The organism is Humidesulfovibrio mexicanus, assembly GCF_900188225.1.
Classification (GTDB): Bacteria; Desulfobacterota; Desulfovibrionia; order Desulfovibrionales; family Desulfovibrionaceae; genus Humidesulfovibrio; species Humidesulfovibrio mexicanus.
The window spans coordinates 584769-609661 of record NZ_FZOC01000002.1; the positions used below are offsets into that span (position 1 = coordinate 584769).

Genomic DNA, 24893 nt, shown 5'->3' on the forward strand with positions numbered 1-24893 from the left:
GCGGGCTTTCGTCTTTCGGGGTTTTGCGGTCAGCCCGTGCAGCCTGGACGCCAAGTCTCCATCTCCGGCGGCGGGTTGAGCCGCAGCCAGGCGTCGAAGCCCTCGGCATTGTGGACGCAGCCTTGCAACACGGCCTTGCAGATGTCGATGCCGCGCGGTCTGGACGTTCCGCTGTTGGCCGCACGCGCCGCAAGCTCGGCCTTGAGGAGCAGAATCGTTGCGCGCGTTTCCGGCGTCAGCGTCTGCTCCATGGCCTGGGAAAAGGCTTCGGCCATCCCAGCGAAGGGATGGGAGAAGGGCACCAGCCAGATGTCGAAGTCCCAGCGTTCGCCGTCCTGGGCCAGATAGTCCAGCCGCCAGTACAGACCCGGATCCGAAGTGTCCAGGAAGTCGTGGTGGACCAAACCGGTAACTCCCGGGGCGGCGGCGATTTCGGTCATGATGGCGGCACCGGCGGCAGCGTTGGGCTGCTCCACATAGATTTCAAAGTCGATGTTCGGCGTGTTCAGCAGCCCATAGCGCGCCGAGCCCACGAGAACCACGTGGCCCAGCCGCCCCCAGAGTTCCCGTACGCGCAATGTGGCCATGATGTCTTCGGCCTGCCTTGCAAGGCGCGCGCTGCGTTCAAGCAGCGTGTCCAGGTGATGCTGGGCTGCCGGACTCATGGCATTTCCTCCTGCTGGTATCGGCCATATGGGCCGCTGTTCTTTGGACAAACGCGCCGGATGCCGGTATACCAAAACCCGTCACAGGCTGCGCCGCACTCCCTAAAAGGTTTTGTTTTCAGAGTCAAACGAGCGTCGAGCCGCCCCGGAACCTGTTCAGCCCGCGCACGGCATATTCAAGGATCACCATGCTCCGCCTTACTGATTTGCGCCTTCCCTTGCCTGATGGCCCGGCCCATGATTTCGAGGAGCTGCGCAGCTGCGCAGCCTCCCGCCTTGGGGTGCCGCCGGACGAAATAGTCCGTCTGCGGATCGTTCGGCGTTCGCTGGACGCCCGCAAGAAGCACGGTGCGGTATTCTTGTACAGTCTCGATATCGCCTGTGCCGACGAACAGCGTGTCCTGGCGCATGCCGCTCCTGGAGTCGCCCTGGCCGAGGACAGACCCTACCGCTTCCCGGTAAGCGCGCCGGATGATTTGGCCCAGCCCCCTGTGGTGGTGGGCGCGGGGCCTTGCGGACTGTTCGCTGCTCTGGCCTTGGCTCAGGCTGGATTCGCGCCGCTGCTGCTGGAGCGCGGACGGTCCATTCAGGAGCGCGCTGGGCAGGTGGACGCCTTTTGGCGTGGCGAGGCCCTTGACCCGGAGTCCAACGTCCAGTTCGGCGAAGGTGGGGCCGGCGCCTTTTCCGATGGCAAGCTCACCACGCAGATCAAGGAGCGGCGCGGACGCTGCGGCAAGGTGCTGGCGGAGCTTGTGGCCCATGGGGCGCCTGAGGACATTTTGTGGCGGAACAAGCCCCATGTCGGAACCGATCGCCTCCGCTGCGTGGTGGCCGCACTCCGGGAGGAGATCGTACGCCTGGGCGGCAGGGTGCGCTTTGGCGCTCGCGTGGATGCCGTGACTGTTCGGCAGGGACGTTGTTGCGGCGTACGCCTGGGAAACGGCGAAACCATCGCAGCGTCCTGCGTCATCATGGCCGTGGGGCACAGCGCCCGCGACACCTTCGCCATGCTGCATTCTCTGGGGCTGCCGCTGGAGCGCAAGCCTTTCGCCATCGGTTGCCGTGTGGAACACCCCCAAAGGTTCGTGGATCAGGCGCAGCTTGGACGTTTGGCCGGGCATCCGGCAATCGGCGCTGCCGATTACAAGCTGGCGCACCAGGCGGCCAATGGGCGCGGCGTATACACCTTTTGCATGTGTCCGGGCGGGCAGGTCATCGCCGCGGCCTCGGAGCTTGGCGGTGTGGTGACCAACGGTATGAGCCTGCACGCGCGGGACGGGGCGAACGCCAACAGCGCGATCCTTGTGGGCGTTGCGCCAGGGGACATGGGCGGGGGGGACGCCCCTCTTGCCGGGGTCGAGTTTCAGCGCCACTGGGAACAGCTGGCGTTCAAGCTCGGCGGAGGAGATTACCGCGCCCCGGCGCAGACCGTGGGCGATTTTCTGAGCGGCACCGCCTCGCGTCGTTTTGGCGCCGTTTCACCGAGCTACGCGCCGGGCGTAGTCCCCGCCCAGCTGCGCGGCTGTCTGCCGGACCATGTCTGCTCGGCCATGGCCGAGGGACTTGTGGCCTTTGACCGCAAGCTGCGCGGCTTCTCCGATCCTGGAGCGCTTTTGACCGGCGTGGAGACGCGTTCTTCATCCCCTGTGCGGATTCTGCGCGGATCGGGCATGCAAAGCCTCGGCTTGCCGGGATTGTATCCGGCGGGCGAGGGCGCGGGATACGCCGGAGGCATTGTGTCCAGCGCGGTGGATGGTCTGCGAGTGGCCGAGGCGGCTGCCTTGGCGTTGTGCGGGGTGCCCGTGGGCGACCTGGATTCGTGCGAGCATACGGCCGATGGAGAGGGGGCGTGAGCGTGGATTGGCTGCATTCCCTGCCTGTCGCCTTGCCCAGGTGGATGCGCGACGGGGTGTTTACCGGGTATTTGGCCGCCCCGGGTTTTCTTCCGGAGCTGCTTGCGGATTTGGACGTTTCTGGCTCGGCCGGGCCGGAGCACATGGTCTTCGGCGATCTGGTCTTTGTGCGGCGGGCGCCGTGCAGCGCCCCGGCCTGGGCGCAGAACGTGTGGCGCAACGCCAGGCTCCTTGCGGCTCCGAGCATTGGGCAAGGTGCGCGCGCGCTGCGCGATATCCAGCGGAACTGGTGGCCACATCCCGTGCGGCTGGCCCGGCGCGCCGCGCTTATTGCCGAGAAGCTGCCCAGGGTGTCCGCGCGGCCGCAAGTTTTTGGCCAGCCAGCGCCAACGGCTCCGCTGGGTTCCTTTACCCTGTGGGATGAGCAGACGGTGATTGCGGCGTCCGACTGTTCAAGCCCCTATCCCGATGGCCAGGCCCGGTTTGTGGAGGACCGCGAATCCGCGCCCAGTCGTGCGTATTTGAAACTCTGGGAGGCTTTCACGCTGCTTGGGGTCCAACCCGCTTGCGGGGAGTTGTGCCTGGACTTCGGCTCCAGCCCCGGCGGCTGGACCTGGGTTCTGGCGAGTCTTGGCGCGCGTGTGTTCAGCGTGGACAAAGCGCCGCTTGATCCACGGATTTCCGCAATGCCGCAAGTCGAGCACTGCATCGGGTCCGGATTCGGCCTTGAACCGAGAACTGCGGGCGGACCGGGCGCACGGGTGGACTGGCTGTGTTCGGACATGGCCTGCTACCCAGCGCGGCTGTTGGAATTGGTGACGCGTTGGCTGGATGCCGACGCGTGCCGCAACTTCGTCTGCACCCTCAAGTGCCAGGGGGAAGGGGACCGTGAGACCATTCGGACCTTTGCCGAGATTCCGGGCGCGCGTGTGATGCACTTGGCCCACAACAAGCACGAACTCACCTGGGCGCTCATCCGCTAGCTTTCTGAAAGAAAAAAAGGGCGGTGGACTGCGTGTCCTCCGCCCTTTTTTGTGCGCAATGAAATGGTCTAGAATTTCTCGAATCCTTCGTCTGTCTTGGCTGCGGGCGCAGCCTCCAGGGCCAGCGGCTGGGCCTGTTTATGGTCTGCGCCCATTTTGAAGAACTGCATCACCTGGGTCAGACGCTGGGCCTGTGCGGCGAGCTCCTCGCTGGTGGAGGCCGTTTCCTCGGAGGCCGAGGCGTTTTGCTGAATCACCTGATCCAATTGCTGGATCGCCTTGTTCACCTGGTCCGCGCCGGTGGTCTGCTCGCGGCAGGCGGCGCTGATTTCCTGGACCAGTTCGCTTGTGCGCTCGATGTCGGGCACGATGGTGGCCAGCATCCCACCGGCCTTTTCCGCCACGGCGAGGCTGGCTGTGGAGAGCTGTCCGATTTCACCGGCCGCCGCGCCGCTGCGTTCAGCAAGCTTGCGCACCTCGGCGGCCACAACGGCGAAGCCCTTGCCGTGTTCGCCCGCACGTGCGGCTTCAATAGCCGCGTTCAACGCAAGCAGGTTGGTCTGGCGCGCGATTTCTTCGATGAAGCCTATCTTTTCGACTATTTGGCGCATGGCGTCCACGGTTCTGGTTACAGCGTCGCCGCCTTGCTTGGCGTCTTCAGCGCTTTTGCGGGCAAGGCTTTCGGTCTGCATGGCGTTGTCGGCGTTCTGACGGATGTTTGCAGCCATTTCTTCGACGCTTGAGGAAATTTCCTCAACGCTTGCCGCTTGTTCGGTCGCGCCTTGGGAAAGGGTTTCACTTGAGGCGGAGAGTTCCTCGGAACCCGAAGCCACGGATTCGGCAGAGGCGTTGACCTGCAGCACCACCGAACGCAGCCGCGCGGCCATGTCCGTGAGGGCGGCGGCAAGCGCGCCGATTTCGTCCTTCTGGTCCACCTCAATGCGGACATCGAGGTTGCCATCGGCAAGCTGCTTGGCGAAGTTGAGGCCCTTGTTCACCGGACCGGTTATGGCGCGGGTGATCAGCAGGGCCGCGATGGCACCCAGAATCAAGGCCAGCAGGGCCCCGGTAAGCAGCACCGTCCGCGAGAGCGCAATCTCTCGGAACATGATTTGTTTGATGGTGTCGCGGGTGTGTTCGCAGACCTTCTGCATTTCCCGAGCGCTTTGAATGAGTTGGTCTTCCATTTCCTTTTGCTGCCCAACCGCCTGGGCGTAGCTCTCAAGCCCCTTCATGTAGAACTCAAGTTCCCCCAGAATGGCCTCGGCTTCGGCAACGTCGGCGGGTTTGGTAAAGCGCGACTTGAGCGACGAGATGTTTGCGAGGAGCGTTTTGCCCTGATCGCGGGCTGTTTGCAGGTATTCATCCTTTCCGGTTTGGATGTAATACATGATGGTGAGGCGGACGGACGTGATGCTTTGGGCGATGCTGGCGGCTTCGCTGGCTACGCCGACACGGGCTTCCATGGCCGCGCCGCCGTTTTTCAGTTTGAGGTCGGCCTGCATCTGTGCGGTCTGGCTGGCGTTCATGGCGTCGGCGGCCTTGGTCGCCCGTCCGGCCGCTTCGCCCATGGCCTTTTGCGTCGCCAGGCGGGTTTTCTCGCGTTCCACGTAGCCCTTGAAGGCTGCGTCGTAAGCCTTGGTGGTCGCGAGCACCTTGTCCATTTGTTCCCGGTTTTCCGCGACCTCGAATTTCGCCTTGTAGCGTTCGGCCAGCTCCAGGATTTCAGCGACGGCCTTGGACAGGGCCTCCTGGCTCTGCGGATCGCGGCGAATCTGGAAATTCTTTTCTTGGCGACGCGATTCCAGGCCAAGACGGATGATTTCGCTCATGGCGTCGGACTTGTCCATGCGGTCGAGAACATTTGAAAGGCCGTTCCAGCTCAGGGCGGCCAAAAGTGCGGTCAAGGCGAGCACCACCCCGAAACCCAGGGCGAGTTTCATGGCCAAGCGCATGTTTTTCATGGACACCTCATGTTTAGACAGATGATTGTGTGATGTTTTGACGTAAAGCACGTACGTCACTTTTCGGCGTGAATCAAGGCAGGCTTTAGCCTCTTCGATTTGGAAGTCCGACCGCTTGACAAAAGATCGTTGCGTGGAATACCCTGCATTCATCAAGATATCTTAATATATGGATCGACGACATGGACTTTTTGCGCATCCACAAGGCTTTGGCCGACGAAACACGGCTCCGACTCATGAGCGTTCTGCTTTGCTACGAGTTGAACGTGGGCGAGTTGGTGGCCGTTTTCTCCATGGGACAGCCCCGTATCTCGCGTCATCTCAAGATTCTGGCAGAGGCGGGGCTTGTCGAGTGCCGCAGGGAAGGGCTGTGGGTCTTTTACCATGCCGCGCGGAGCGGGTCGTCCAAGGAGTATCTTGAACGGAATTCGTCGTTTTTTGTCACTCTTGCACAGCACCGGCTGGATACCGAGCGGGCGCAAGCCGCGCTGCATGAACGCGCACAGGCGACGCGCCGTTTCTTTGATTCCGTTGCTGGGGCCTGGAGGGATCTCTCCCGCGAGGTCCTTGGCGATTTCGATTTGGCCGAGGAACTCGCAAGGCGGATGCACCCGGGCATGATCGCCGTTGATCTGGGCTGTGGAACCGGCGAGTTGCTGGACAAAATGGCGGAAAGCGCCCGCCAGGTCATCGGTGTGGACAGTTCCCCGCGTATGCTCGAACTGGCTGCGTCTCGCCTGGGGAGCAGGAACAACATCAGTCTGCGCCTGGGCGAGTTGGAACACTTGCCCCTGCGCGAGGGAGAGGCCCAGGCCGCCACGCTTTCGCTCGTTCTGCACCATGTCAGCGATCCTGTGGCCGTTTTGTCCGAGGCGAGGCGTGTGCTTGCGCCCGGAGGAACCCTTTATGTCGCCGAATTTGACAGGCATGAGTTCGACGCCATGCGTGTCAAATATGGCGATGCGAGGCTGGGCGTGGACACGGAAACCATGTATACATGGCTTCGTGCGGCCGGGTTTCACCCGCGCCGTACGGATGCATATCCGGTAAACCAGGGGCTTGTGGTGCTCATCGCCGAGGCGGCGTTGGCGTAACCCGCAAGTCCGATACAATCCATTGGAGGAATCACCAATGCTCGCAGTAGATCCCAAGCTGAAGTATCGCGTTGCCGACATGGCCCTTGCCGAGTGGGGCAAGAAAGAGATGCAGCTCTCCGAGAACGAAATGCCGGGGCTCATGGCTCTGCGCAAGAAATTCGGCAAAAAGAAGCCGCTCAAGGGTTTCAAGGTTACGGGCAGCCTGCACATGACCATTCAGACGGCCATGCTCATTGAAACCCTGTACGTCTTGGGCGCGGATATCCGCTGGGCCTCCTGCAACATCTTCAGCACTCAGGATCACGCCGCCGCCGCAATTGTCGCCAACAAGAGCGCCGCCGTCTTCGCCTGGAAGGGCGAGAGCCTCGAAGACTACTGGTGGTGCACGGAGCAGGCCCTCACCTGGCCTGACGGCTCTGGTCCGGACCTTATTGTGGACGATGGCGGCGACGCCACTTTGCTGGTCCACCAGGGAGTGAAGTGCGAGAAAGATCCTTCACTCTTCAAGAAGAAGGCCGACAACAAGGAGTTTCAGATCATCATGGACCGGCTTGCTGCCGGATACCAGCTTGATCCCCAGAAATGGACCCGCATCTCCGCACAGATTCGCGGGGTTTCCGAGGAGACCACCACGGGCGTGCACCGTCTGTACGACATGGAGAAGAAGGGCGAGCTGCTGTTCCCCGCCTTCAACGTCAACGACTCCGTGACCAAGAGTAAATTTGACAACCTGTACGGCTGCCGGGAGTCTCTTGCCGACGGCATCAAGCGCGCAACGGACGTGATGATTGCGGGCAAGGTCGCCGTCATCGTCGGTTACGGGGACGTGGGCAAGGGATGCGCCCAGTCCATGCGCGGATTCGGCGCGCGGGTCCTCGTGACGGAGATCGATCCCATTTGTGCGCTTCAGGCCGCCATGGAGGGCTATGAAGTGATGCCCATGGAAAAGGCCTGTGAGCTTGGCGACATATTTGTCACCGCCACGGGCAACTACCATGTGGTCAACTCCAAGCACATGCTCAAAATGAAGGACGAGGCCATCCTGTGCAACATCGGCCACTTCGATTCCGAGATTGAAATGAGCTTTTTGGAGGGCAACCCCAAGTGCTCCAAGCTTGAAATCAAGCCGCAGGTGGACAAGTGGACCCTGCCCAACGGTCGGTCGATCATCGTTCTGGCCGAGGGCCGCCTGGTGAACCTGGGCTGCGCCACCGGGCACCCCAGCTTTGTCATGAGCAACTCCTTCACCAACCAGGTGCTGGCCCAGCTTGACCTGGCCGCCAACAAGTACGAGCCCAAGGTCATGATTCTGCCCAAGAAGCTTGATGAGGAGGTCGCGCGGCTGCACCTGGAGCGCCTGGGCGTGCAGCTCGACACCCTTACCAAGCAGCAGGCCGAGTACATCGGCGTTTCCGTGGACGGCCCCTTCAAGCCGGACCACTACCGCTACTAGCCGTGCGGGCCGGGGGGGCCTGCCCTGGTCCCTCACGGATGTTGTGATGAGGCCTGGGTCGTGAAAGCGGTCCAGGCCTTTATGCGTCCGGAGTTGGATTCCGCCCTGCATGGGGTGGAGTAACGTTTTGTTGCGGGTATGCGCATTGTCGAGACTTCTTTGAGTATTTTGTGAATACTCCATGATTTCGAATGGATGCTGTTAGGTCTGCCCTTGGATGAGTTCCGTGCGCGATGATTGGAGCAGGGCGCGGGTAAGCGTGTCCAGCAGGGGGGATTCAAGGTTCCAGCAGTGCCAAAAAAGCCGGACGGGCAGGGCGTCGCCTGGCGCCAGATCGACCAGACGGCCCTCGGCCAGGGGAGGGATCGCCTGCATGTGCGGGATCATTCCGTAGCCAGCGCCGCCGAGCACGAAGTCCACGAAGCGCAGGGAATCGGGAACGTGATGCCGAGGGGCCTGGAGCGGGCTTTCACCCAAACGGGCGGACAGGAACCGGTCATGCACCGTGTCGTGCCGATTGAAGACCACTGCCGGGGCCAGCCGCGCTGCACCAAGATCAAGCCCAGCCGGGAACCAGCGCTCTGCGAACTCGGGCGTGCAGGCGCAATGGTAGCGCATGACGCCAAGGAACACCGCCCGGCAGCCCTGAATGGCGGTTTCCCGCGTGCTCACGCATCCAGCCACTTCGCCTTTGCGCAGCAAATCCTGCGTCCGCTCCTGGTCGTCGGACTTCACGTCGAAGGTAATGCCTTCTTGCGCCACCAGCGGCAAAACGGCTGCTACGAACCATGTGGCCAGACTGTCGGCGTTTATTCCCACGGCAAGTGTCCGCCAACCTTTGGCCTGGGTGGCTTCTTGGACTTCGCAACCAAGCTCGGCTTCAAGCAGCTCGACGCGGCGGGCATGGCGCAAAAGCATGGTTCCGGCTGATGTCGGGCTGGGGGGCTGCGTCCGCGCGAGCACGGGCTGTCCGAGGGTTGTTTCGAGCAGACGCACGCGTTGCGACACGGCCGATTGGGTAATGTTCAGGCGTCGGGCTGCGCGCTCAAAACCGCCTTCCTCGACCACGGCCGTCAGGGCTTCCAGGAGTTTGTAGTCCAGCATGGGTGTTCAGTAGTAAAATTTATGACATTTGAAAAGAATGAATTGTACTTCATGTAAACGCACCGGTAGCCTGGGCATCACAATACTCCGGGAGAGCGTTCATGATGGGAGCAGCATTGTTTTGTCAGGGGTTTGCCTTAAGCGCAGGGTTAATCATGGCGATTGGAGCGCAGAACGTCTTTGTGTTGACGCAGGGCGCGCGCGGGCATCGTCCGTGGTTCGTGGCCGGGGTATGCACCGCCTGCGATGCCGTGCTCATCGCCGCCGGGGTCGGCGGAGTGGGCGCGCTGACCGGACACACGCCATGGCTCGGCTCTGCATTTGCGCTTTGTGGGGCGGTGTTTCTGCTGTGTTATGGGTATTGCGCCTTTCGCAGGGTTCTGTGTGGCGGGCGACTGGTTCCCATGGAACAGGACGCACCCCCGGAACGGCGCGTTATTCTTATGACGGCCCTCGCAGTCAGCCTGCTGAATCCGCACGCCCTGCTGGATACCGTGGTGCTTATCGGCGGACTGTCCAGCCGACTGGCGCCGGAGGGGCGAGCCCTGTTCGGACTCGGCGCGGTGACGGCCTCGGCTTGCTGGTTCTATTCCCTGAGCCTGGGGGGCAAGCTCCTTGCCCCGGTGTTGCGCAGGCCGGGAGCTTGGCGCGTGCTGGATGCGCTGGTGGGGGTGACCATGTGGGGCTTGGCTGCGGGCATTGGTGGCGATGCCCTGGTTCGTTTGGCAAGCTAGTGCAGCGCGTGCGTCCCGTGCGCCTCGACGCGGTTGCGGCCCGTTTCCTTGGCCCGGTAGAGGGCCTGGTCGGCACGGCGAAGTATGCGGGGGACCGTGTCGCCTTCCTGGACGCACGTAACGCCGAAACTGGCCGTAATCCTGCCAACATGGCCGAAGTCGCAGCGTTCCATCTCCATGCGGTAACGCTCGGCCAAGGCGGCCACGAGCATCAGGCTCGTCTCCGGGCAGATGATCAGGAATTCCTCGCCGCCCCAGCGCCCCACGATGTCCGTTTCTCTCGAATTGCTGCGCAGCAGTTCGGCAAGCCGCACCAACACTGCATCGCCCGCCTGGTGCCCGTGGGTGTCGTTTACGGATTTGAACAAGTCGATATCAAGGAGTATGATGGAGAAGCCCTTGCCGTAACGCCGTGAGCGCAACAGTTCGGCCTGCAGGGAGGATTCAAGTTTGCGCCTGTTGGCCAGCCCTGTCAGTCTGTCTGTGACGGAGAGGATTTCCAGCGCCTGATTCTTGTCGTCCAGTTCGGCGACCAGCGCTTCAAGCCTGTCGCGGGCCTCGGTGAGTTCCGCCGTTCGTTGTTCCACTCTGTGCTCCAGGTTTCCGAAGAGCTGGCGCATACGCTCCGCCATGTCCTTGAAGCTTGCGGCCAGAATGCCCACTTCGTCATGGGAATTGAGGTCTACTGCCGTTTCGAAGTTGCCCGCGCGCATCTGCTCCGCGAAATGTGTCAGAGCGACAAGTTTGCGCGTTACGCTGGCGTGGAGGATTGCGGCGACAAGCAGGACGAAGCCAAGGCCGACAACGGCCATCAATATGATGACCCCTGCGGAGATGCGGCTGGCGAGGACAATGCGGTTGTTGGCCCGTTCGACTTCCTGCGTGGCGATAGCCTTGAGGTTTTCGGAAATGGGGTCCACTGCTCGCGCTTGGAGAGTGAAATCATTAAGCTTGCCCCTGATGGCCATGTCGATGTCTGGGATTTGTTTGGCCACCGTGGCGTATCGGGCAAGAAGACGCAGGGCTTTGGTCTGGTCGGCGGGCTTGAATCCATGGTCCGTTGCGATGGCCCTTCGGAGCTCGTTGCAGGCGTTGAGGGCTGACTGCATGTCCGGGCGCTGCCGCGTGATGGTGTACCGCCTGTGGTGCAGAACCATCTTTTGGAATGGGAGCAAGGTCTGCGGCGAATGCTCGGAATAATCGCCGATGGCGTTTTCCAGCGCGTGAATTTGGCTTTCCAAACCGGTTTCCGGTGCGGCAAGCGTTGTGACTAGAGCGATAAGATCTTGAAATATAGCAGAGAATCGTGTTGCGGTGTTGAGGTAGAGCGTGAGGTCGTTGCTGCGGTCGCGTAACGCTTCGCTGACGCCGGAGGTATCGACAAGGCGCTTGAGTTCACCGCTGAGAGCCACAACCTGTGCGATAACCTCCGTGGCGGGGTGGAAGTACAGCTCCTGGGCTGGCAGGAATCCGATGCGCGGATATTGGAGGAAAAAGTCGCGGTGCAGCCGCCGGGCCTTTTCCAATTGGCCATCCATTTCGAAAATTCGCTGCCGGATTTCGACGCTATTCAGGATAACGGCCTCAGCGCGGCGTACTTCCCCGAGGGCGATGAGGCTTGCCGCCGCCTCGACGAGGATCATGCAGAAGAGCAGTGCGAAGCCGAGTCCCAGCTTGGCCGTAACGCCCAGATTCCCCCAGGCCGCGCGCAGCCTGTCGAAGGGCCTCATGGTTTTGGCTTGTATGTGAATTGAACGTTGGCCTTGAGGCCCTCGACGCCATCTTCGGGGTCGTCAAGGCGAAGTATGTTGAAGCTTGGCTGGGCGCAGTCCCCAAACTCGTTACAGGAGAGCGTGCCCGTCAGCCCCTGCCTTTCCCGAGTGGAGTAAAGCGCGTCGCGCAAGGCCTGGCGACCCAACCGCAGCCTTCCATCGGGCAGTTTTTCCGCTGTGTTCTCAAGTGCGGAAAAGAGCAGGTCGGCCGCATCGTAGGCGCTGACATAGTAATATGTCGACGGCGCCGACTTGAAGTGCTTCCGGTAACTGGCTTGCAGTTGCTCAAGCTCCGGCGAAGGTCTCGGCGGGGTCGGCCCCACGAAATAGACGCCCTTGGCCGCCTGCGCCACTGCGTTGATAAAGCTCTGCTCGATGAGCGCGCCATCGCTCATGAGCACAATGTCACGCAGGGCAGGGTCACGCCGCGCCTGCATGATCAGGTAGTTCCCCTCCGGCTGGAACAAGGGGAAGAAGATCATTTTCGCCCGTGATTCCTTTATCGCCTCCAGCACGGGGCGCATGTCCGTGTCCTGCTTGCTTACCGTGGCTTCGAGGCTTACCACGCCGCCCAGTTGCTTGAAGCGCTTGGCGAATCCCTGAGCGAGGCTGCGGGTGTACAGATCCCCATCGTTGATGACCGCAGCCCTGTGAATCCCCAAAACCTGATAGGCGAAGGTCGCGGCAGCCGGCCCTGAGGCTTCCTCGTTTGGGGCTGTGCGGAAGTATCCGGCGCGCCAGTCCGGTCCGCGTTGTCCGCCGATGGCGGTGAGCGATGGGGCGGAGTTGTTGCCGGAGATCATGGTGAACCCGGCTTCGCTCATGACCTTGGAGGCCGTGGCCGCATCTCCTGAACAGGTGGTGCCGAAAATGGCCACGACCTTGGGGTCGGAGGTTATCCTGAGGGCGGCGTTGGCCCCGCCTTCCGCACAACAGCTGGTGTCCTCGATGACGAGGTCCACCTTGTGGCCGAGGATCCGTCCGTCACGCTTCGCGAGGGCGAGTTCCAGGCCCCGAAGCTGCTCCTGCCCAAGATTGGCGATGCTGCCCGTCAGGGCCTGAATGACTCCGATGGTGATTGGAGCCCCCGGATCGAGTTCGACGCAGCCGAGCGCATCGTTGCAGGCGGAGGGGCTGTCCGAGCGCGAACACGCTGCACAGAGAGCCATTCCGCAGCAGAGAGCGGAGATCAGCAGGTTTCGGCCGGAAATCTGTCGCATGGGATTCCGTGGGTTGATGTCTGGTCGGTCAGCGTCATCAATGGCAACGGCCCCTCGCCATGGAAGACGGGAGGTTTGGCGAGAGTCTTACCGGTTTGCTTTTTGGGAGTCAAAGGAGAAGTGATAGAATATTGCCAATTATTGTGAAAAGTTTGCGTACCATAGGGTTGAGCCTTGTCTTGGGCGCAAAAAAACCCCTGCCGGAGCAGGGGTTTTGTTTGCTGGTAGCGAGGGAGGGAATTGAACCCCCGACACTGCGGATATGAGCCGCATGCTCTGACCGACTGAGCTACCTCGCCAGGTTTCCCGTAACGGGAAGCGCCTTATAGCTATTCCAGAACCGCTTTGCAAGACCCGCAAGCAGGGGAGAAACGTTTTTTTTCATTTTTTCTCTTTCTGCTTGGCCCTGCACCCTTCGTTGCCAGTGGGGCGTCTGTGGTGTAGCATTTGCAAAGAGAATTCGGACCGATGAACAAGGAGACGTTCATGAGCACAGTCATACCCCAATCCGAGCTGACCAAGCGCGCCCTGGACTGGATTGGCGAGAAGCGTTGCGGCGTCTCTCCGCTCAGACCGGTGGCCCCGCTCATAGAGGAAGCGGCCGTGCGGTTCAACCTCGGCCCTCTTGACGTGGAGTTTCTGGAGCGCTTCTATTCCCAGCAGGCCAAGGACGAGTGCGGCTCTTGAAGATCATTCACAGGCAGATATTCAAGGAGCTCGTCCAGTTGTTTCTGCTCATCGGCTCCTGTTTGCTGGGGCTCATTCTGGTGGGCAGGATGCTGCAGTTGCGTGAACTGCTTCTGTCGCAGAACCTGGGCGTCTTGGATATTTTGCGCCTTTTCGTCTACTTGAGCCCATTTTTCATGCTGCTGTTAACGCCCATCGCCTGCATGTTGAGCGTCTTTTTGACCTTTCTGCGCATGGCAGCGGACCGGGAGCTGACGGCGCTCAAGGCGAGCGGGGTGAGCCTGTATCAGCTTCTCCCCGCGCCGTTGCTGTTTTGCGGTGCGTGCACGCTTTTCAGCCTCTACGTTTCGCTTTACGGCGTGTCCTGGGGCATGGAGCAGTTCAAGGTTTCCCTCATGGAGTTCGCCCGCACCAAAACCAAGCTTTCATTACAGGCCGGTGTATTCAATCAGGAATTTCCTGGGCTTACGATCTATGCGCAACAGGTGGACCTGGATTCCGGGGACATACGCTTTGTCTTTGTGCAGGATAAGACCAGCAAGGGACTCACCACGACGGTGGTCGCGCCGGAGGGCTCCGTCACTACGGATCCCGCCAAGGAGCAGATCAAGGTCATGTTCAAGAACGGCCGAATTTTCCGCCGCGAAGGCGAAAAGCTCGACGTGTTGCATTTCGGCTCCTACACGGTTCGCCTTCCCTTGGGCAACATGCTGCGAAAGATGGGATTTGAACGCATTTCGCCAAAGGAGCTTTCCTTTGAACGGCTGCTTGAGTTCGACCGCGATTCGGAACTCATGAGCAAGGTCTTTGACCTGGACCGCGCGCGCAAGGTCAAGGTCGAGATCCAGAAGCGACTGGCCCTTCCTCTGGCGTGCCTGGTGCTGGGACTGTTTTCCGTGCCCATCGCCTGCGTCTTCCGCGCGCTCAAGCAGCAGCATGGATTGGTGTTGGCTCTTGGCGTTTTCCTGGTCTATTATTCCATGCTTTCCGTGGCGGAGAGCATGGGCGAATCGCGCGTGGTGCCTCCTGTCATCGGCATATGGCTGCCGAATATCCTCTTTGCCCTCGCAGGAGGCGTGTTTTTTCGGCAGGCCGTGCGGGAGCGCGTTCCTGGGCCTGTGTTGTGGGCCGCGCGCAAGCTGCAGCGGAGGCGCCCGGCATGAGCGTGAGCTTGCCGAGGCTGGGTGCGCTGGGCGGCTACCTGGTGCGCCAGAACCTCTTTTTGATGGCCACCTGTCTGGGCGCGGGCGTGTTCATCTACCTCCTCACCGATCTGGCCGACCGTCTGGAACATTTTCTGGATGCTGGCCTCGGACTGCGGCAGACATTGACCTATTTTCTGGTGAAGATGCCGCTGATCTTGTCGCAGATTTTGCCGGCGGTGTTTCTCCTCGCCGTGGTGCTGCAGATCGGGATCATGGTTCGCAGCCGGGAGATGATGGCCTTGCGCGCGGGCGGCATGTCCATGGGCTGGTTCATTCGGTTTTTTGTGGTGTATGCGCTGGTGTGGAGCCTCGGACAGCTTGTCTTCTCCCAGTTCATTGCTTCCTATGGCGAGCGCGAGGCTTCGCGCATCTGGCGCGAGGAAGTACGCAAGCGGCAGTTGGACAAACGCGTGGTCAAGAATCTCTGGTTCCGCGAGGGGGCGTACATTGTCCACGCCACGGAAGCTCAGCCGACGCAGAGCCGTGTCAATGATGTGACGGTCTACGAATTCGACACCGACTCCCAGCGGTTGGAGCGCATCATGACGGCCAAGAAGGGCCTTGTGGACGAACACGGCTGGGGCCTGCTCGATGTCTGGGAGATCGAAACCCGCGACTTCATGTCCAGCAAGCTGCTGACGAGCTTCATTCCCTTGCGGCAGGACATGCGGAGCTTTTTGAACGCCGACGTGGCCGATCGTTCCGAGCTTCCCCTATGGCGTCTGGGGCAGGTCATCGACGAATTGCGCGAGTCCGGGTCGAATGTGGAGCGACTGCGCACGGCTTGGCACGGGAAATGGTCCTACGCCTTTTCGATTGTGGTGATGGCGCTGTTGGCCCTGGCCCTGTGTTCCTTTTTCGAGAACCTGTATGTCAATATGGTCTTGAGCCTGCTGGTTGTCTTCAGCTACTACGGTTTGTACGTGCTGGGCATCACCACCGGGCAGAAGGGGCTTTTGCCGCCGGTCGCCGGGGCGTGGCTGGCCAACACCGCCTTTGGTCTGCTTGCCGGTATGCGGCTGGCGTGGATATGCGCTCCGCGGTTCGCCGCGCGCGCGCGCCGTTGGCGCGAAGGCGTGGCGAGGCGTCTCAGCCGATCGGAGGCGTAGCGGCTGCTTGGGATGACTCCGGCTGGGCCGCGCAATGGTCCAAGGCGTCCCAGAGTGCGTCACGCCCCTGCCTTGTGACGCTGGAGAAGCACAGCGGAGTGGCCGCGCCGCCGAGCAGGTCGCGCCACTCGCGCTGGCGGGCCGCCTGATCGCGCTGGTTCACCTTGTCGCATTTAGTGAGCACAGGCAGGATGGGGATGCCCTGGTGTCTGAGCCAGCCGACAAGTTCCAAGTCGTTCTGCTGCGGGGACACGCGCACGTCGAGCAGCACGGCTACGGCCTTGAGGCCTGGATTGCCCGTGAGGTAGCGCTCGATGAGTTTGCCCCAGCGGGTGCGTTCCTCTTGCGAGCGCCGCGCGTACCCGTAGCCCGGCAGGTCCACCAGGGTGTAGCCGCCAGGTTCGATACGAAAATAGTTGACGCTCTGGGTCTTGCCCGGCGTGGAGCTGACCTTGGCCAGGGCCTTGCGCCCGGCCAAGCAGTTGATGAGCGAACTCTTGCCCACGTTGGAACGTCCGGCAAGCGCCACCTGCGGTTCTTGGCAGGGCTGCATCTGGGCCAGGGTATAGGCTGTTTTGACTAAGTCGAAGGTTCGATTCATAGTGCTCCAGGGCGTGTTGCGCGCTGTTTTGCGCGTGGTTCCCCTTGTTGGTTGGTTTTGTCCTCCGCGTCAAGCTTTCTCCGGTACCTTCAACCCCAGGCGGTTTCCATGAGCACCCGCACCTACCTCGTTTTGAACGGTCCGAACCTTGGCCACATCGGTTCCCGCCAGCCCGAAATATACGGCACGCAAACCCTTGATTCGCTCCCCTCTCTGCTGAAACCCATGCTGGGCGCGTCGGCGGAGGAGGTGGCGTTGCTCTTCCACCAGTCCAACTTCGAGGGCAATCTCATCGACCGGCTGGAAAAGGCCCGGACCGAAGGGGTTGCGGGCATCGCCTTCAACGCCGGGGCCCTCACCCATACCAGCCTGGCCATTGCCGATTGTCTGGCCTGGATCGGCGTGCCCTGCGTTGAGGTGCACCTGTCCAACATTTTCGCCCGTACCGATGAACCCCTCAGGCAGAAGAGCCTCATGGGGAAAAGCTGCATCGGATGTGTTGCCGGATTCGGCATTCTCGGGTATGCGTTGGCCGTCCTGGCGCTGGAGCGGCACGCGAAGCAGCTTCAGGATACAAAATAATCAGGCGCGACAACGACTTGTTCGCCAGAATGCCCCGGAGGTTGAATGTATTCCACGTCTGATTTCCGTCGCGGTCTCAAGATCGAGATGGATGGCAAGCCTTACGAGATCGTCGAGTTCCAGCATGTGAAGCCCGGCAAGGGCGGCGCCTTCGTGCGCACCAAACTCAGGCACATCCTCACCGGCCGCGTCATTGACGAGACTTTCCGTTCCGGCGAGAAGGTCGACAAGCCGGATATCTCCATGCAGGAAATGCAGTACCTGTACCGCGAAGGCACCGACTTCGTGTTCATGGACCTGGAGAGCTACGAGCAGAAGAACATCCCCGCCACGCAGGTAGGAGAGAAGGGCGGCTATGTGAAAGAGGGCGAAACCGTCAAGGTGATGCTCTACAACGGGGAATTGTTCGACATGGATCTGCCCGCCTCCGTGGCTTTGGAAGTGGTGGAAACCGAGCCCGGCGTCCAGGGCGACCGCGTCACCGGCGCGTACAAGCCAGCCAAGCTCGAAACCGGCATCACCGTCAACGTGCCCCTGTTCATCGCCCAGGGCGAGCGCATCAAGGTGGACACCCGCACCGGCGAATATCTGAGCCGCGAGTGATCCCGGTCCGCTGATGCCCGCATCCCGTAAGCCCGCCCCCAAAAGGGGCGGGCGCGTCGCAACGTTTGGCGCGGAGGGAAGAGCCACGGACACCGTCAAGTTCCGCATGGAGATTCGAGGGCTGGCCTATCTTTTCGTGGCCGCCTTCCTTGCGTTGTGCGTTTTTTCCTTTGATCCGCTGGATCCCACGTTCAATCAGGCCGTGAGCGCCGCACGCAAGACCGGCAACCTCGCCGGGCGCATCGGGTCGTACAGCGCCGGTGTGCTTGTGGAGATTTTCGGCATCGGCGCCTTGGCTTGGCCGCTGGTCATCGCCTACATCGGCCTTGCCCAGTTCGCCGAGCGGCTGCGTTTGGGTTTGTTCCGCTGGATTGGCGTCGGGCTTCTGGTCCTGAGCGTCATGGCCTGGGCAACCAAACCTTGGGCTGCGCCCTTGCCTGGCCAGGCACCGACTTTGGCCGGGGGCGGAGTCGTGGGCAAGCTCGCTGTCTCCACGACCTTTTCTTTGTTCAACTCCTGGGGTTCTGTGCTGTGCTGGCTGTTCTTGAGCGCCGTGTCCCTGCAGATCGGCTTTCAGGTGAGCTGGGGCGCGGTGTTCAAGCGTCTGCGCTCCTTTTTGTACGACCAGTGGTGCAAGCGCCGGGAACGCAACCTGCGCCGCAAGGCCGTTGAAGAAGCCGATCGCGCCACGAAACGGGACAGTCAACCCAAGGAACGGGCGGAGAAACCATCCCTGCGTTTGCTGGAGCGCCTTGGCGAGCGCATGAACCGCCGCGCCGACGAGTCGGAAACCACACGGAACACGTCCGCGTCTTCCGCTGAACCTTCCGCTGCGCCGACGGGAGCAGACATGGTGCTCAAGCCGTTCACCGCGCCAGCGCCCCAGAAGAAATCCGCGTCACGCCTCGGGCCCGGTCCGGAGCTTCCGGCCGTTGAACTGTTGCGCGAAGCCCCGACCCAGCAGGCCGTTGCCGATCCCAAGACTTTGCAGGCCAAGGCCCGGCAGCTGACGTCCTGTCTTGCGGACTTCAACATCCAGGGCGAGATACAGCAGGTGGTGCCTGGCCCCGTGGTCACCATGTTCGAGTTCAAGCCCGCGCCAGGGGTCAAAATCAGCACCATTGCGGCGCGCAACGATGATATCGCCCTGTCGCTCAAGGCGCTGGCCGTGCGCATCGAGGCCCCGATTCCCGGCAAGGATTCCATCGGAGTGGAGATTCCCAATGAAGTGCGCCAGACCGTCAGTCTGCGTGAGGTCATCGAACACCCTGTGTTCAGCATGGCCAAGTCGCCGCTGACGCTGGCGCTCGGCAAGGACATTCAGGGTTCGCCGCAGGTGGCCGACCTCGCCTCCATGCCCCACCTGCTTGTGGCGGGCGCAACCGGCGCGGGCAAGAGCGTATGCCTGAACGGCTTTCTTGTGTCCATGCTCTTCAAGGCCACGCCGGATCGGGTCAAGCTGCTGCTCATCGACCCCAAGCGTATTGAGCTGGCCATTTACGCCGATCTGCCGCACCTGGTGCACCCCGTGGTGACGGACATGACGCTCGCCAAAAGCGCGTTGGAATGGGCCATGAGCGAGATGGACTCGCGCTATGAGACCCTGGCCCGCCTCGGCGTGCGCAACATCGAGGGCTTCAACCAGAAGCTGGCCGACATGGGCGACAAGCGTCCTGAGGATTTGGCCGACCTTTCTCCCATGCCCTACCTGGTCATCATCATAGATGAGTTGGCCGATTTGATGATGACTGCGGCCAAGGATGTCGAGACGTGCATCGTGCGTCTGGCCCAGCTGGCGCGGGCGTCCGGCATCCACATGATTCTGGCCACCCAGCGCCCCAGCGTGGACGTGGTCACCGGGCTCATCAAAGCCAATTTTCCCACGCGCATCTCGTTTCAGGTGACCAGCCGCCACGACTCCCGCACCATTCTGGACACTGTGGGCGCGGAACGGCTGCTGGGCAAGGGCGACATGCTGTACAAGTCCGGAGGCTCCAAGCTGAAGCGAATGCACGGCGCCTATGTGGACGAATCAGAGATTGAGGCGTTGGTGGCCTACTGGAAGGCGCGCCAGCCGCAGCAGTTCGACCTTGACTTCAGCGAATGGCGCAAGGAAGGCGAGGCCACCGGTCCCGGCGGCGGCGCGGGCGATGGCGGCGGCGTGGCCGACGATCCCATGTACGCCGAGGCTGCGGAATTTGTTGTGGGGCAGGGCCGGGCCTCCATCTCCCTCATTCAGCGCCGTTTCCGCATCGGCTTCAACCGGGCCGCCCGCTACATCGAACAGATGGAGGCCGACGGGATGCTTGGCCCCCAGGACGGCAGCAAGCCGCGCATGGTCATCAAGGGACGCGAATAGGCGCTTGAGCCTGCTGAAGCATTCCTGAAGCCCTGGCGATCAGCAGTCGCCAGGGCTTTTCTGTATGGCGTCCAGTCGGTGTGGGATTCAGAACCAGCCGCGATGTGCTGCGGAGACGTGTTCGTCCGGCTGGCACGAAAAAAGGCCCTGGCGATGCGCATCGCCAGGGCCTTTGGAATTGCCGGTGCAACGTGCGGCTACTGGTCCGCCGTACGTTTTTCTTCCGCCGCCTTTTCCGCCGCCAGGGCCTCCGGGCTGTCCCAACCACCTCCCAGTGCCTTGTACAAGGTAAGGGTGTTGGCCAGACGAGAGAGGCGCGCCGCGATGAGCGCCTGGCGCGAATCTGCGTAGCTGCGTTGCGAATCAAGTTTGGTGAGATAGGAGTCCACACCGTTTTCGTAGCGCAGGGTGGACAATTCGTAGCTTTTGCCCGAGGCCGCCACCAGGGAGCCCTGGGCCTTGACCTGTTCCTCCAGGGAAGCGGTCAGCGCCAGTGCGTCGGACACTTCCTTAAAGGCCGTCTGCACGGTCATTTCATATTGCGCCACCATGATGTCGCGCTGGGCCTCGGAATACTTGACCCCGGCGCGTATGGCCCCGGTATGGAAGATGGGCAGCGTGAGCTGGGGCACGAAGGACCACGCGCCCGCCGGGGAATTGAAGAGGTCGTTTACCTGTGAGCTGGCGAAGCCTACGCTTGAGGTGATGCCGATGGACGGGAAGTAGCGCGCCCTTGCTGCGCCAATGTCGGCGTTGGCGGCTTTGAGCTGGTGTTCGGCGGCGAGAACATCCGGCCTGCGGGTCAGCACCTCGGAGGGCAACCCGGCGGGCACTGGGGTGGGCGGCGTGATTTCCGCCAGCGACTTGGCGGGCAGCAGCTCCGGCCCAAGGGGCATTCCAACCAGCACGGCCAGGGCGTTTTCGTCCTGGGTCACCTGGGCCTCGTACTTGGCGCGCTGCACCCGAGCCGTGTCCACTGTGGTCTGGGCTTGGGCCAGCTCCAGATCGTTGGCCACGCCGAATTCATGACGCTGCCGGACGATCTCGTAAGATGCCTGTTCCGTTTCCAGAATCTCCTGGGCCAGGGCCAGCTGTTCGCGGTCCGCCGCAAGGGTCATGTAGGCCGTGGCCACCTCAGCCACGAGGGAAAGCTCCACACTGCGGCGGGAGGCCTCTGTGGCGAGGAATGTTTCAAGCGCTTCGTCCTTCAGGCTCTGGATGCGGCCGAAGAGATCAAGCTCGAATGAGCTGAAGCCGAGGCCGACGCTGTAGGTGCGGCTGGTGACGGCTTTGCCCGAGCTTGAGAGCTTGGCCGGGGTGCGGTTCATGTTGGCCCCGGCGGTTGCATCGATCTTGGGCAGCAGGTCCGCGCGCTGGATCTGATACTGCGCCTGTGCGGCCACGATGTTCAGCGCGGCCACGCGCAGGTCGCGGTTGTTCGCCAGGGCAAGCTCGACAAGCCGTTTGGTGGGCTCGTCGGCGATGACGTTCCGCCAGTCGCGCATCGTGGTTCCAGCCTCGGCCTTGGCTCCAGTGCCGCTTGTCCAGTCTGACGGGAGCGGGGGCTTGGGCTGGACGTATTTGGGCGCCAGGGTGCATCCCCCGGCGAAGATCGGGAGCAGGGCGGCCAGGCACACGGCCGCTACAGTCTTTTGGTTTGGGCGCATCACTTCACCTCGTGTGAACTGTTGGTATCGGTGTTCCCCGCGCCGCCCGGCTCCTGGCCGGGCGTAGGCACTTCTGGCTCCAGGCCTCCGCCTTGGTCCTGCGGGTCCGCAGGCGCGTGCTTTCTGCCCATGGCGAGTTTGTAGACGATGACGAAGAACACGGGCACAAAGTAGATGCCTAGAATCGTCGCGGTGACCATGCCGCCGATGACGCCCGTGCCGATGGCGCGCTGGCTGCCGGAACCGGCGCCGCTGGCGATGGCCAGAGGCAGCACGCCAAGGATGAAGGCCAAAGAGGTCATGAGGATGGGGCGCAGGCGCAGGCGTGACGCCTCCATTGTCGCGTGCAGCAGGCCGTGCCCCTTCTCCACAAGGTCCTTGGCGAATTCAACGATGAGAATGGCGTTTTTGGCCGCAAGGCCGATGGTGGTCAACAGGCCGACCTGGAAGAACACGTCGTTGGTAAGGCCGCGTGCGAAGGTGGCGAGCACCGCGCCCACCACGCCCAGGGGCACCACCAGCATGACCGCGGTCGGCACGGCCCAGGATTCGTACAGGGCGGCCAGGCACAGGAACACCACCAGGATGGATATGGCGTACAGGACCGGAGCCTGGGAGCCGCTCATGCGCTCCTGGTAGGACAGGCCGGTCCACTCGATGCCCAGCCCGGCGGGAAGCTTGGACGCGATGTCCTCGATGGCGGCCATGGCCGCGCCGGAGCTCAAGCCCGGAGCCGCCATGCCCTGGATCTCGACCGCAGGCAGGCCGTTGTACCGCTCCAGGCGGGGCGAACCGTAAGTCCAACGTCCCGAGGAGAAGGCCGAGAAGGGGACCATCTCGTCTTTTGTGTTCCGAACGTACCAGAGGTTGATGTCTTCGGGCATCATGCGGTAGGGGGCGTCGCCCTGGACATACACCTTCTTCATGCGACCGCGGTCGATGAAGTCGTTTACGTAGCTTCCGCCAAGGACGGTGGAAAGCGTGTCGTTGATGGTGGCCTGGGACAAGCTGAAGGCCCCGGCCTTGGCTTGGTCGATGTCGATGCGGTATTGCGGGGTGTCCTCCATGCCGTTGGGGCGCACGGCCATGAGGGTGGGGGTCTTGGCCGCCATGCCCAGGAGCTGGTTCCGGGCCTGGATCAGGGCCTCATGGCCCAGTCCTGCGCGGTCTTGCAGGAAGAGGTCAAAGCCTGTTGCGTTGCCCAGTTCCATGACTGCAGGCGGCAGGAACGCGTACACGCTTGCGTTCTTGATTTGAGAGAAGGCCATCATGGCGCGGTTGGCTACGGCTTCGGCGCTGGCGTGCGCCCCTTTGCGCTCGTTCCAGGGCTTGAGCTGAATGAAGGCCAGGCCCGCATTTTGCCCACTGCCCGCGAAGCTGAAGCCCGCAACGGTGAACAGGGAACTCACGGTTTCCTTTTCCGATTCAAGGAAGTGCTTCTCCACCTGCTGCAGCACTTTGAGTGTGCTTTCCTGCGTGGCTCCCGTGGGCAGCTGCACCAGGCCGAAGATGATGCCCTGGTCTTCCTCCGGCAAAAATGAGGATGGCAGGCGCATGAACAGCAGGCCTAGGGCGACGACGATGGCCAGATACACAGCCATGACGCGTTTGGGCCGCATCAGAAGGCCGGACACCCCGTCGCGGTATTTTGCGCTTCCGCGGTCAAAGAGGCGGTTGAAGGCGCCGAAGAAACCGGTTTTGGTATGCGTGTGGTGTTCGCCTTTGTGAACCGGCTTCAGGAATGTGGCGCACAAGGCCGGAGTGAGCACGATTGCCACCAGCACCGAGAGCGCCATGGCCGAAACGATGGTGAGCGAGAACTGACGGTAGATGACGCCGGACGAACCGCTGATGAAGGCCATGGGGATGAACACCGCGGAGAGAACCATGGCGATGCCGACAAGCGCGCCGGTGATCTGGCCCATGGATTTTTTCGTGGCCTCTTTGGGGGAGAGGCCCTCCTCGGTCATGATGCGTTCGACGTTTTCAACGACGACGATGGCGTCGTCGACAAGCAGGCCGATGGCGAGCACCACGCCGAACATGGTAAGGGTGTTGATGGAGAAGCCGAAGGCCGCCAGCGCGCCGAAAGTGCCCAAAAGCACCACGGGAACCGCGATGGTCGGAATGATTGTTGCCCGGAAGTTCTGCAGGAACAGATACATGACCAAGAACACCAGCAGAATGGCCTCGGCCAGTGTCTTGACCACTTCCTCGATGCTGACCCGCACGAAGGGGGTCGTGTCGTAGGGATACACGGCGTGGATCCCTTCCGGGAAGGTCTTGGAAAGCTGGTCGATGGTGGCCCGCACCTGGTTCACGGTATTCAGCGCATTGGCTCCGGTTGCCAGCTTGATGGCGATGCCGGTGGAGGGCTTTCCGTTGAAGCGGGAGGTGGCGTCGTATGATTCGCTCCCCAGTTCGACGCGGGCGACGTCGCTCAAGCGGACGGTGGAGCCGTCCTGGTTCACCTTGAGGATGATCCGCTCGAATTGCCCGACGGTTTCGAGCCGATCTTGCGACAGGATGGTGTAGCTCATCATCTGCCCTGGCAGGGCGGGGGTGCCGCCGATTTGGCCAGCGGAGATCTGATCGTTTTGTGCAGTGATCGCCGCCTGGACATCGGAAGGCATGAGCTTGTAACTGTTGAGCTTGCCTGGATCGAGCCAGACGCGCATGGAGTACTGTCCGCCGAAAACCATTGCGTCGCCCACGCCGTCCACGCGGCTTATGGGATCAAGCAAGTTGGATGCCGCATAGTCGCTCAAGTCGTTGCCGGTCGTGGCCGGGTCGTCAGAGACCAAGGCAATGATCATCAAAAAGCTGGAGGAGCTTTTGTTGACCGTGATGCCCTGGCGCTGCACTGCGTCCGGAAGCAGCGGAGTTGCCAGGGAGAGCTTGTTTTGCACCTGCACCTGGGCGATGTCGGAATCCGTGTTCGAGTCGAAGGTGAGGGTGATCTCGGCCTGGCCGAAGGAATCGCTGGTGGAGGACATGTAGCGCAGGTCGTCGATGCCCTTCATCTTTTGTTCGATGACCTGGGTGACGGAGTCCTCGACCGTTTTGGCGGAAGCGCCGGGGTATGTGGCGTTGATGGTGATGGCAGTGGGCGCGATCTTGGGATACTGCGCGATGGGCAGCGTCAGGATGGAGAGCGCCCCCACGAGCATGATGATGATGGCGATCACCCAGGCGAATACCGGGCGATCAATGAAGAATTTTGCCATTCTCTGCT

General features: G+C 61.9%; 19 protein-coding genes and 1 tRNA gene. 11 read left to right on the plus strand and 9 right to left on the minus strand.

Going from position 1 to position 24893, the window contains the following annotated elements:
• Positions 1 to 29 precede the first annotated feature (29 nt).
• Complete coding sequence (locus tag CHB73_RS06420) at positions 30 to 665, minus strand: hypothetical protein (RefSeq protein WP_089273256.1); 636 nt, start codon at positions 663 to 665, stop codon at positions 30 to 32.
• A 188-nt stretch (positions 666 to 853) separates the two neighbouring features.
• Between CHB73_RS06420 and CHB73_RS06425 the strand changes: the two genes are divergently transcribed.
• Together CHB73_RS06425 and CHB73_RS06430 are read left to right on the plus strand one after the other, a co-directional pair.
• Complete coding sequence (locus tag CHB73_RS06425; protein WP_089273258.1) at positions 854 to 2518, plus strand: NAD(P)/FAD-dependent oxidoreductase; 1665 nt, start codon at positions 854 to 856, stop codon at positions 2516 to 2518.
• A gap of 44 nt (positions 2519 to 2562) precedes the next feature.
• A complete protein-coding gene (locus tag CHB73_RS06430) occupies positions 2563 to 3501 on the plus strand; it encodes an SAM-dependent methyltransferase (RefSeq protein WP_089273426.1) in 939 nt (312 codons plus the stop codon).
• A 68-nt stretch (positions 3502 to 3569) separates the two neighbouring features.
• On the opposite strand, the gene CHB73_RS06435 is transcribed toward CHB73_RS06430, so the two are convergent.
• Entirely contained in the window at positions 3570 to 5465 is a 1896-nt protein-coding gene (locus CHB73_RS06435; protein ID WP_179216928.1) for a methyl-accepting chemotaxis protein, read from the minus strand.
• A 182-nt stretch (positions 5466 to 5647) separates the two neighbouring features.
• Between CHB73_RS06435 and CHB73_RS06440 the strand changes: the two genes are divergently transcribed.
• The gene (locus tag CHB73_RS06440; RefSeq protein WP_089273262.1) at positions 5648 to 6559 is read left to right on the plus strand and encodes an ArsR/SmtB family transcription factor; all 912 of its coding nucleotides are present in this window, start codon (positions 5648 to 5650) and stop codon (positions 6557 to 6559) included.
• 37 nt (positions 6560 to 6596) lie between these two features.
• On the plus strand, positions 6597 to 8015 hold the full coding sequence (gene ahcY / locus CHB73_RS06445) for an adenosylhomocysteinase (protein WP_089273264.1): 1419 nt from the start codon (positions 6597 to 6599) through the stop codon (positions 8013 to 8015).
• A 201-nt stretch (positions 8016 to 8216) separates the two neighbouring features.
• Here ahcY and CHB73_RS06450 read toward each other — a convergent pair whose 3' ends face one another.
• Complete coding sequence (locus CHB73_RS06450) at positions 8217 to 9119, minus strand: LysR family transcriptional regulator ArgP (RefSeq protein ID WP_089273266.1); 903 nt, start codon at positions 9117 to 9119, stop codon at positions 8217 to 8219.
• 155 nt (positions 9120 to 9274) lie between these two features.
• On the opposite strand from CHB73_RS06450, the gene CHB73_RS06455 reads away from it, so the two are divergent.
• Complete coding sequence (locus tag CHB73_RS06455; protein WP_235641529.1) at positions 9275 to 9853, plus strand: LysE/ArgO family amino acid transporter; 579 nt, start codon at positions 9275 to 9277, stop codon at positions 9851 to 9853.
• Here the strand turns inward: CHB73_RS06455 and CHB73_RS06460 are convergent.
• The 3 genes from CHB73_RS06460 to CHB73_RS06470 form a co-directional block, all read right to left on the minus strand.
• Positions 9850 to 11496, minus strand: a complete 1647-nt coding sequence (locus CHB73_RS06460) for a GGDEF domain-containing protein (protein ID WP_179216929.1) — start codon at positions 11494 to 11496, stop codon at positions 9850 to 9852. The genes CHB73_RS06455 and CHB73_RS06460 overlap by 4 nt on opposite strands.
• 83 nt (positions 11497 to 11579) lie before the next feature.
• Complete coding sequence (locus CHB73_RS06465; RefSeq protein ID WP_089273270.1) at positions 11580 to 12845, minus strand: branched-chain amino acid ABC transporter substrate-binding protein; 1266 nt, start codon at positions 12843 to 12845, stop codon at positions 11580 to 11582.
• 222 nt (positions 12846 to 13067) lie between these two features.
• Positions 13068 to 13144: transfer RNA gene (locus tag CHB73_RS06470), tRNA-Met, on the minus strand.
• 187 nt (positions 13145 to 13331) lie between these two features.
• On the opposite strand from CHB73_RS06470, the gene CHB73_RS06475 reads away from it, so the two are divergent.
• The 3 genes from CHB73_RS06475 to CHB73_RS06485 are packed head-to-tail and all read left to right on the plus strand — an operon-like array spanning position 13332 to position 15846.
• On the plus strand, positions 13332 to 13532 hold the full coding sequence (locus CHB73_RS06475; protein ID WP_089273430.1) for a hypothetical protein: 201 nt from the start codon (positions 13332 to 13334) through the stop codon (positions 13530 to 13532).
• Complete coding sequence (lptF, locus tag CHB73_RS06480) at positions 13520 to 14695, plus strand: LPS export ABC transporter permease LptF (RefSeq protein ID WP_456152179.1); 1176 nt, start codon at positions 13520 to 13522, stop codon at positions 14693 to 14695. The genes CHB73_RS06475 and lptF overlap by 13 nt, the downstream gene beginning before the upstream one ends.
• Complete coding sequence (locus tag CHB73_RS06485; RefSeq protein WP_089273272.1) at positions 14692 to 15846, plus strand: LptF/LptG family permease; 1155 nt, start codon at positions 14692 to 14694, stop codon at positions 15844 to 15846. The genes lptF and CHB73_RS06485 overlap by 4 nt, the downstream gene beginning before the upstream one ends.
• Here the strand turns inward: CHB73_RS06485 and yihA are convergent.
• Positions 15827 to 16447 carry a ribosome biogenesis GTP-binding protein YihA/YsxC gene (gene yihA / locus CHB73_RS06490; protein ID WP_089273274.1) on the minus strand — a complete coding sequence of 207 codons (621 nt, stop codon included), beginning with the start codon at positions 16445 to 16447 and terminating at the stop codon, positions 15827 to 15829. The two genes, CHB73_RS06485 and yihA, sit on opposite strands and share 20 nt — an antisense overlap.
• Before the next feature lie 108 nt (positions 16448 to 16555).
• Between yihA and CHB73_RS06495 the strand changes: the two genes are divergently transcribed.
• From CHB73_RS06495 to CHB73_RS06505, 3 genes are all read left to right on the plus strand, one after another.
• Positions 16556 to 17029: a type II 3-dehydroquinate dehydratase gene (locus CHB73_RS06495; protein WP_089273276.1), complete on the plus strand. Its 474-nt coding sequence runs from the start codon at positions 16556 to 16558 to the stop codon at positions 17027 to 17029.
• Between the two features lie 45 nt (positions 17030 to 17074).
• Positions 17075 to 17632, plus strand: coding sequence for an elongation factor P (gene efp, locus CHB73_RS06500; RefSeq protein ID WP_089273278.1), 558 nt, complete (start codon positions 17075 to 17077; stop codon positions 17630 to 17632).
• 106 nt (positions 17633 to 17738) lie between these two features.
• The gene (locus CHB73_RS06505; RefSeq protein WP_089273280.1) at positions 17739 to 19991 is read left to right on the plus strand and encodes a DNA translocase FtsK; all 2253 of its coding nucleotides are present in this window, start codon (positions 17739 to 17741) and stop codon (positions 19989 to 19991) included.
• Positions 19992 to 20188: 197 nt separating this feature from the next.
• Here the strand turns inward: CHB73_RS06505 and CHB73_RS06510 are convergent, their stop codons facing one another.
• Entirely contained in the window at positions 20189 to 21658 is a 1470-nt protein-coding gene (locus CHB73_RS06510) for an efflux transporter outer membrane subunit (RefSeq protein WP_089273282.1), read from the minus strand.
• Positions 21658 to 24885: an efflux RND transporter permease subunit gene (locus tag CHB73_RS06515; RefSeq protein WP_089273284.1), complete on the minus strand. Its 3228-nt coding sequence runs from the start codon at positions 24883 to 24885 to the stop codon at positions 21658 to 21660. Before CHB73_RS06515 ends, CHB73_RS06510 begins: the two co-directional genes overlap by 1 nt.
• Between the last annotated feature and the right edge of the window lie 8 nt (positions 24886 to 24893).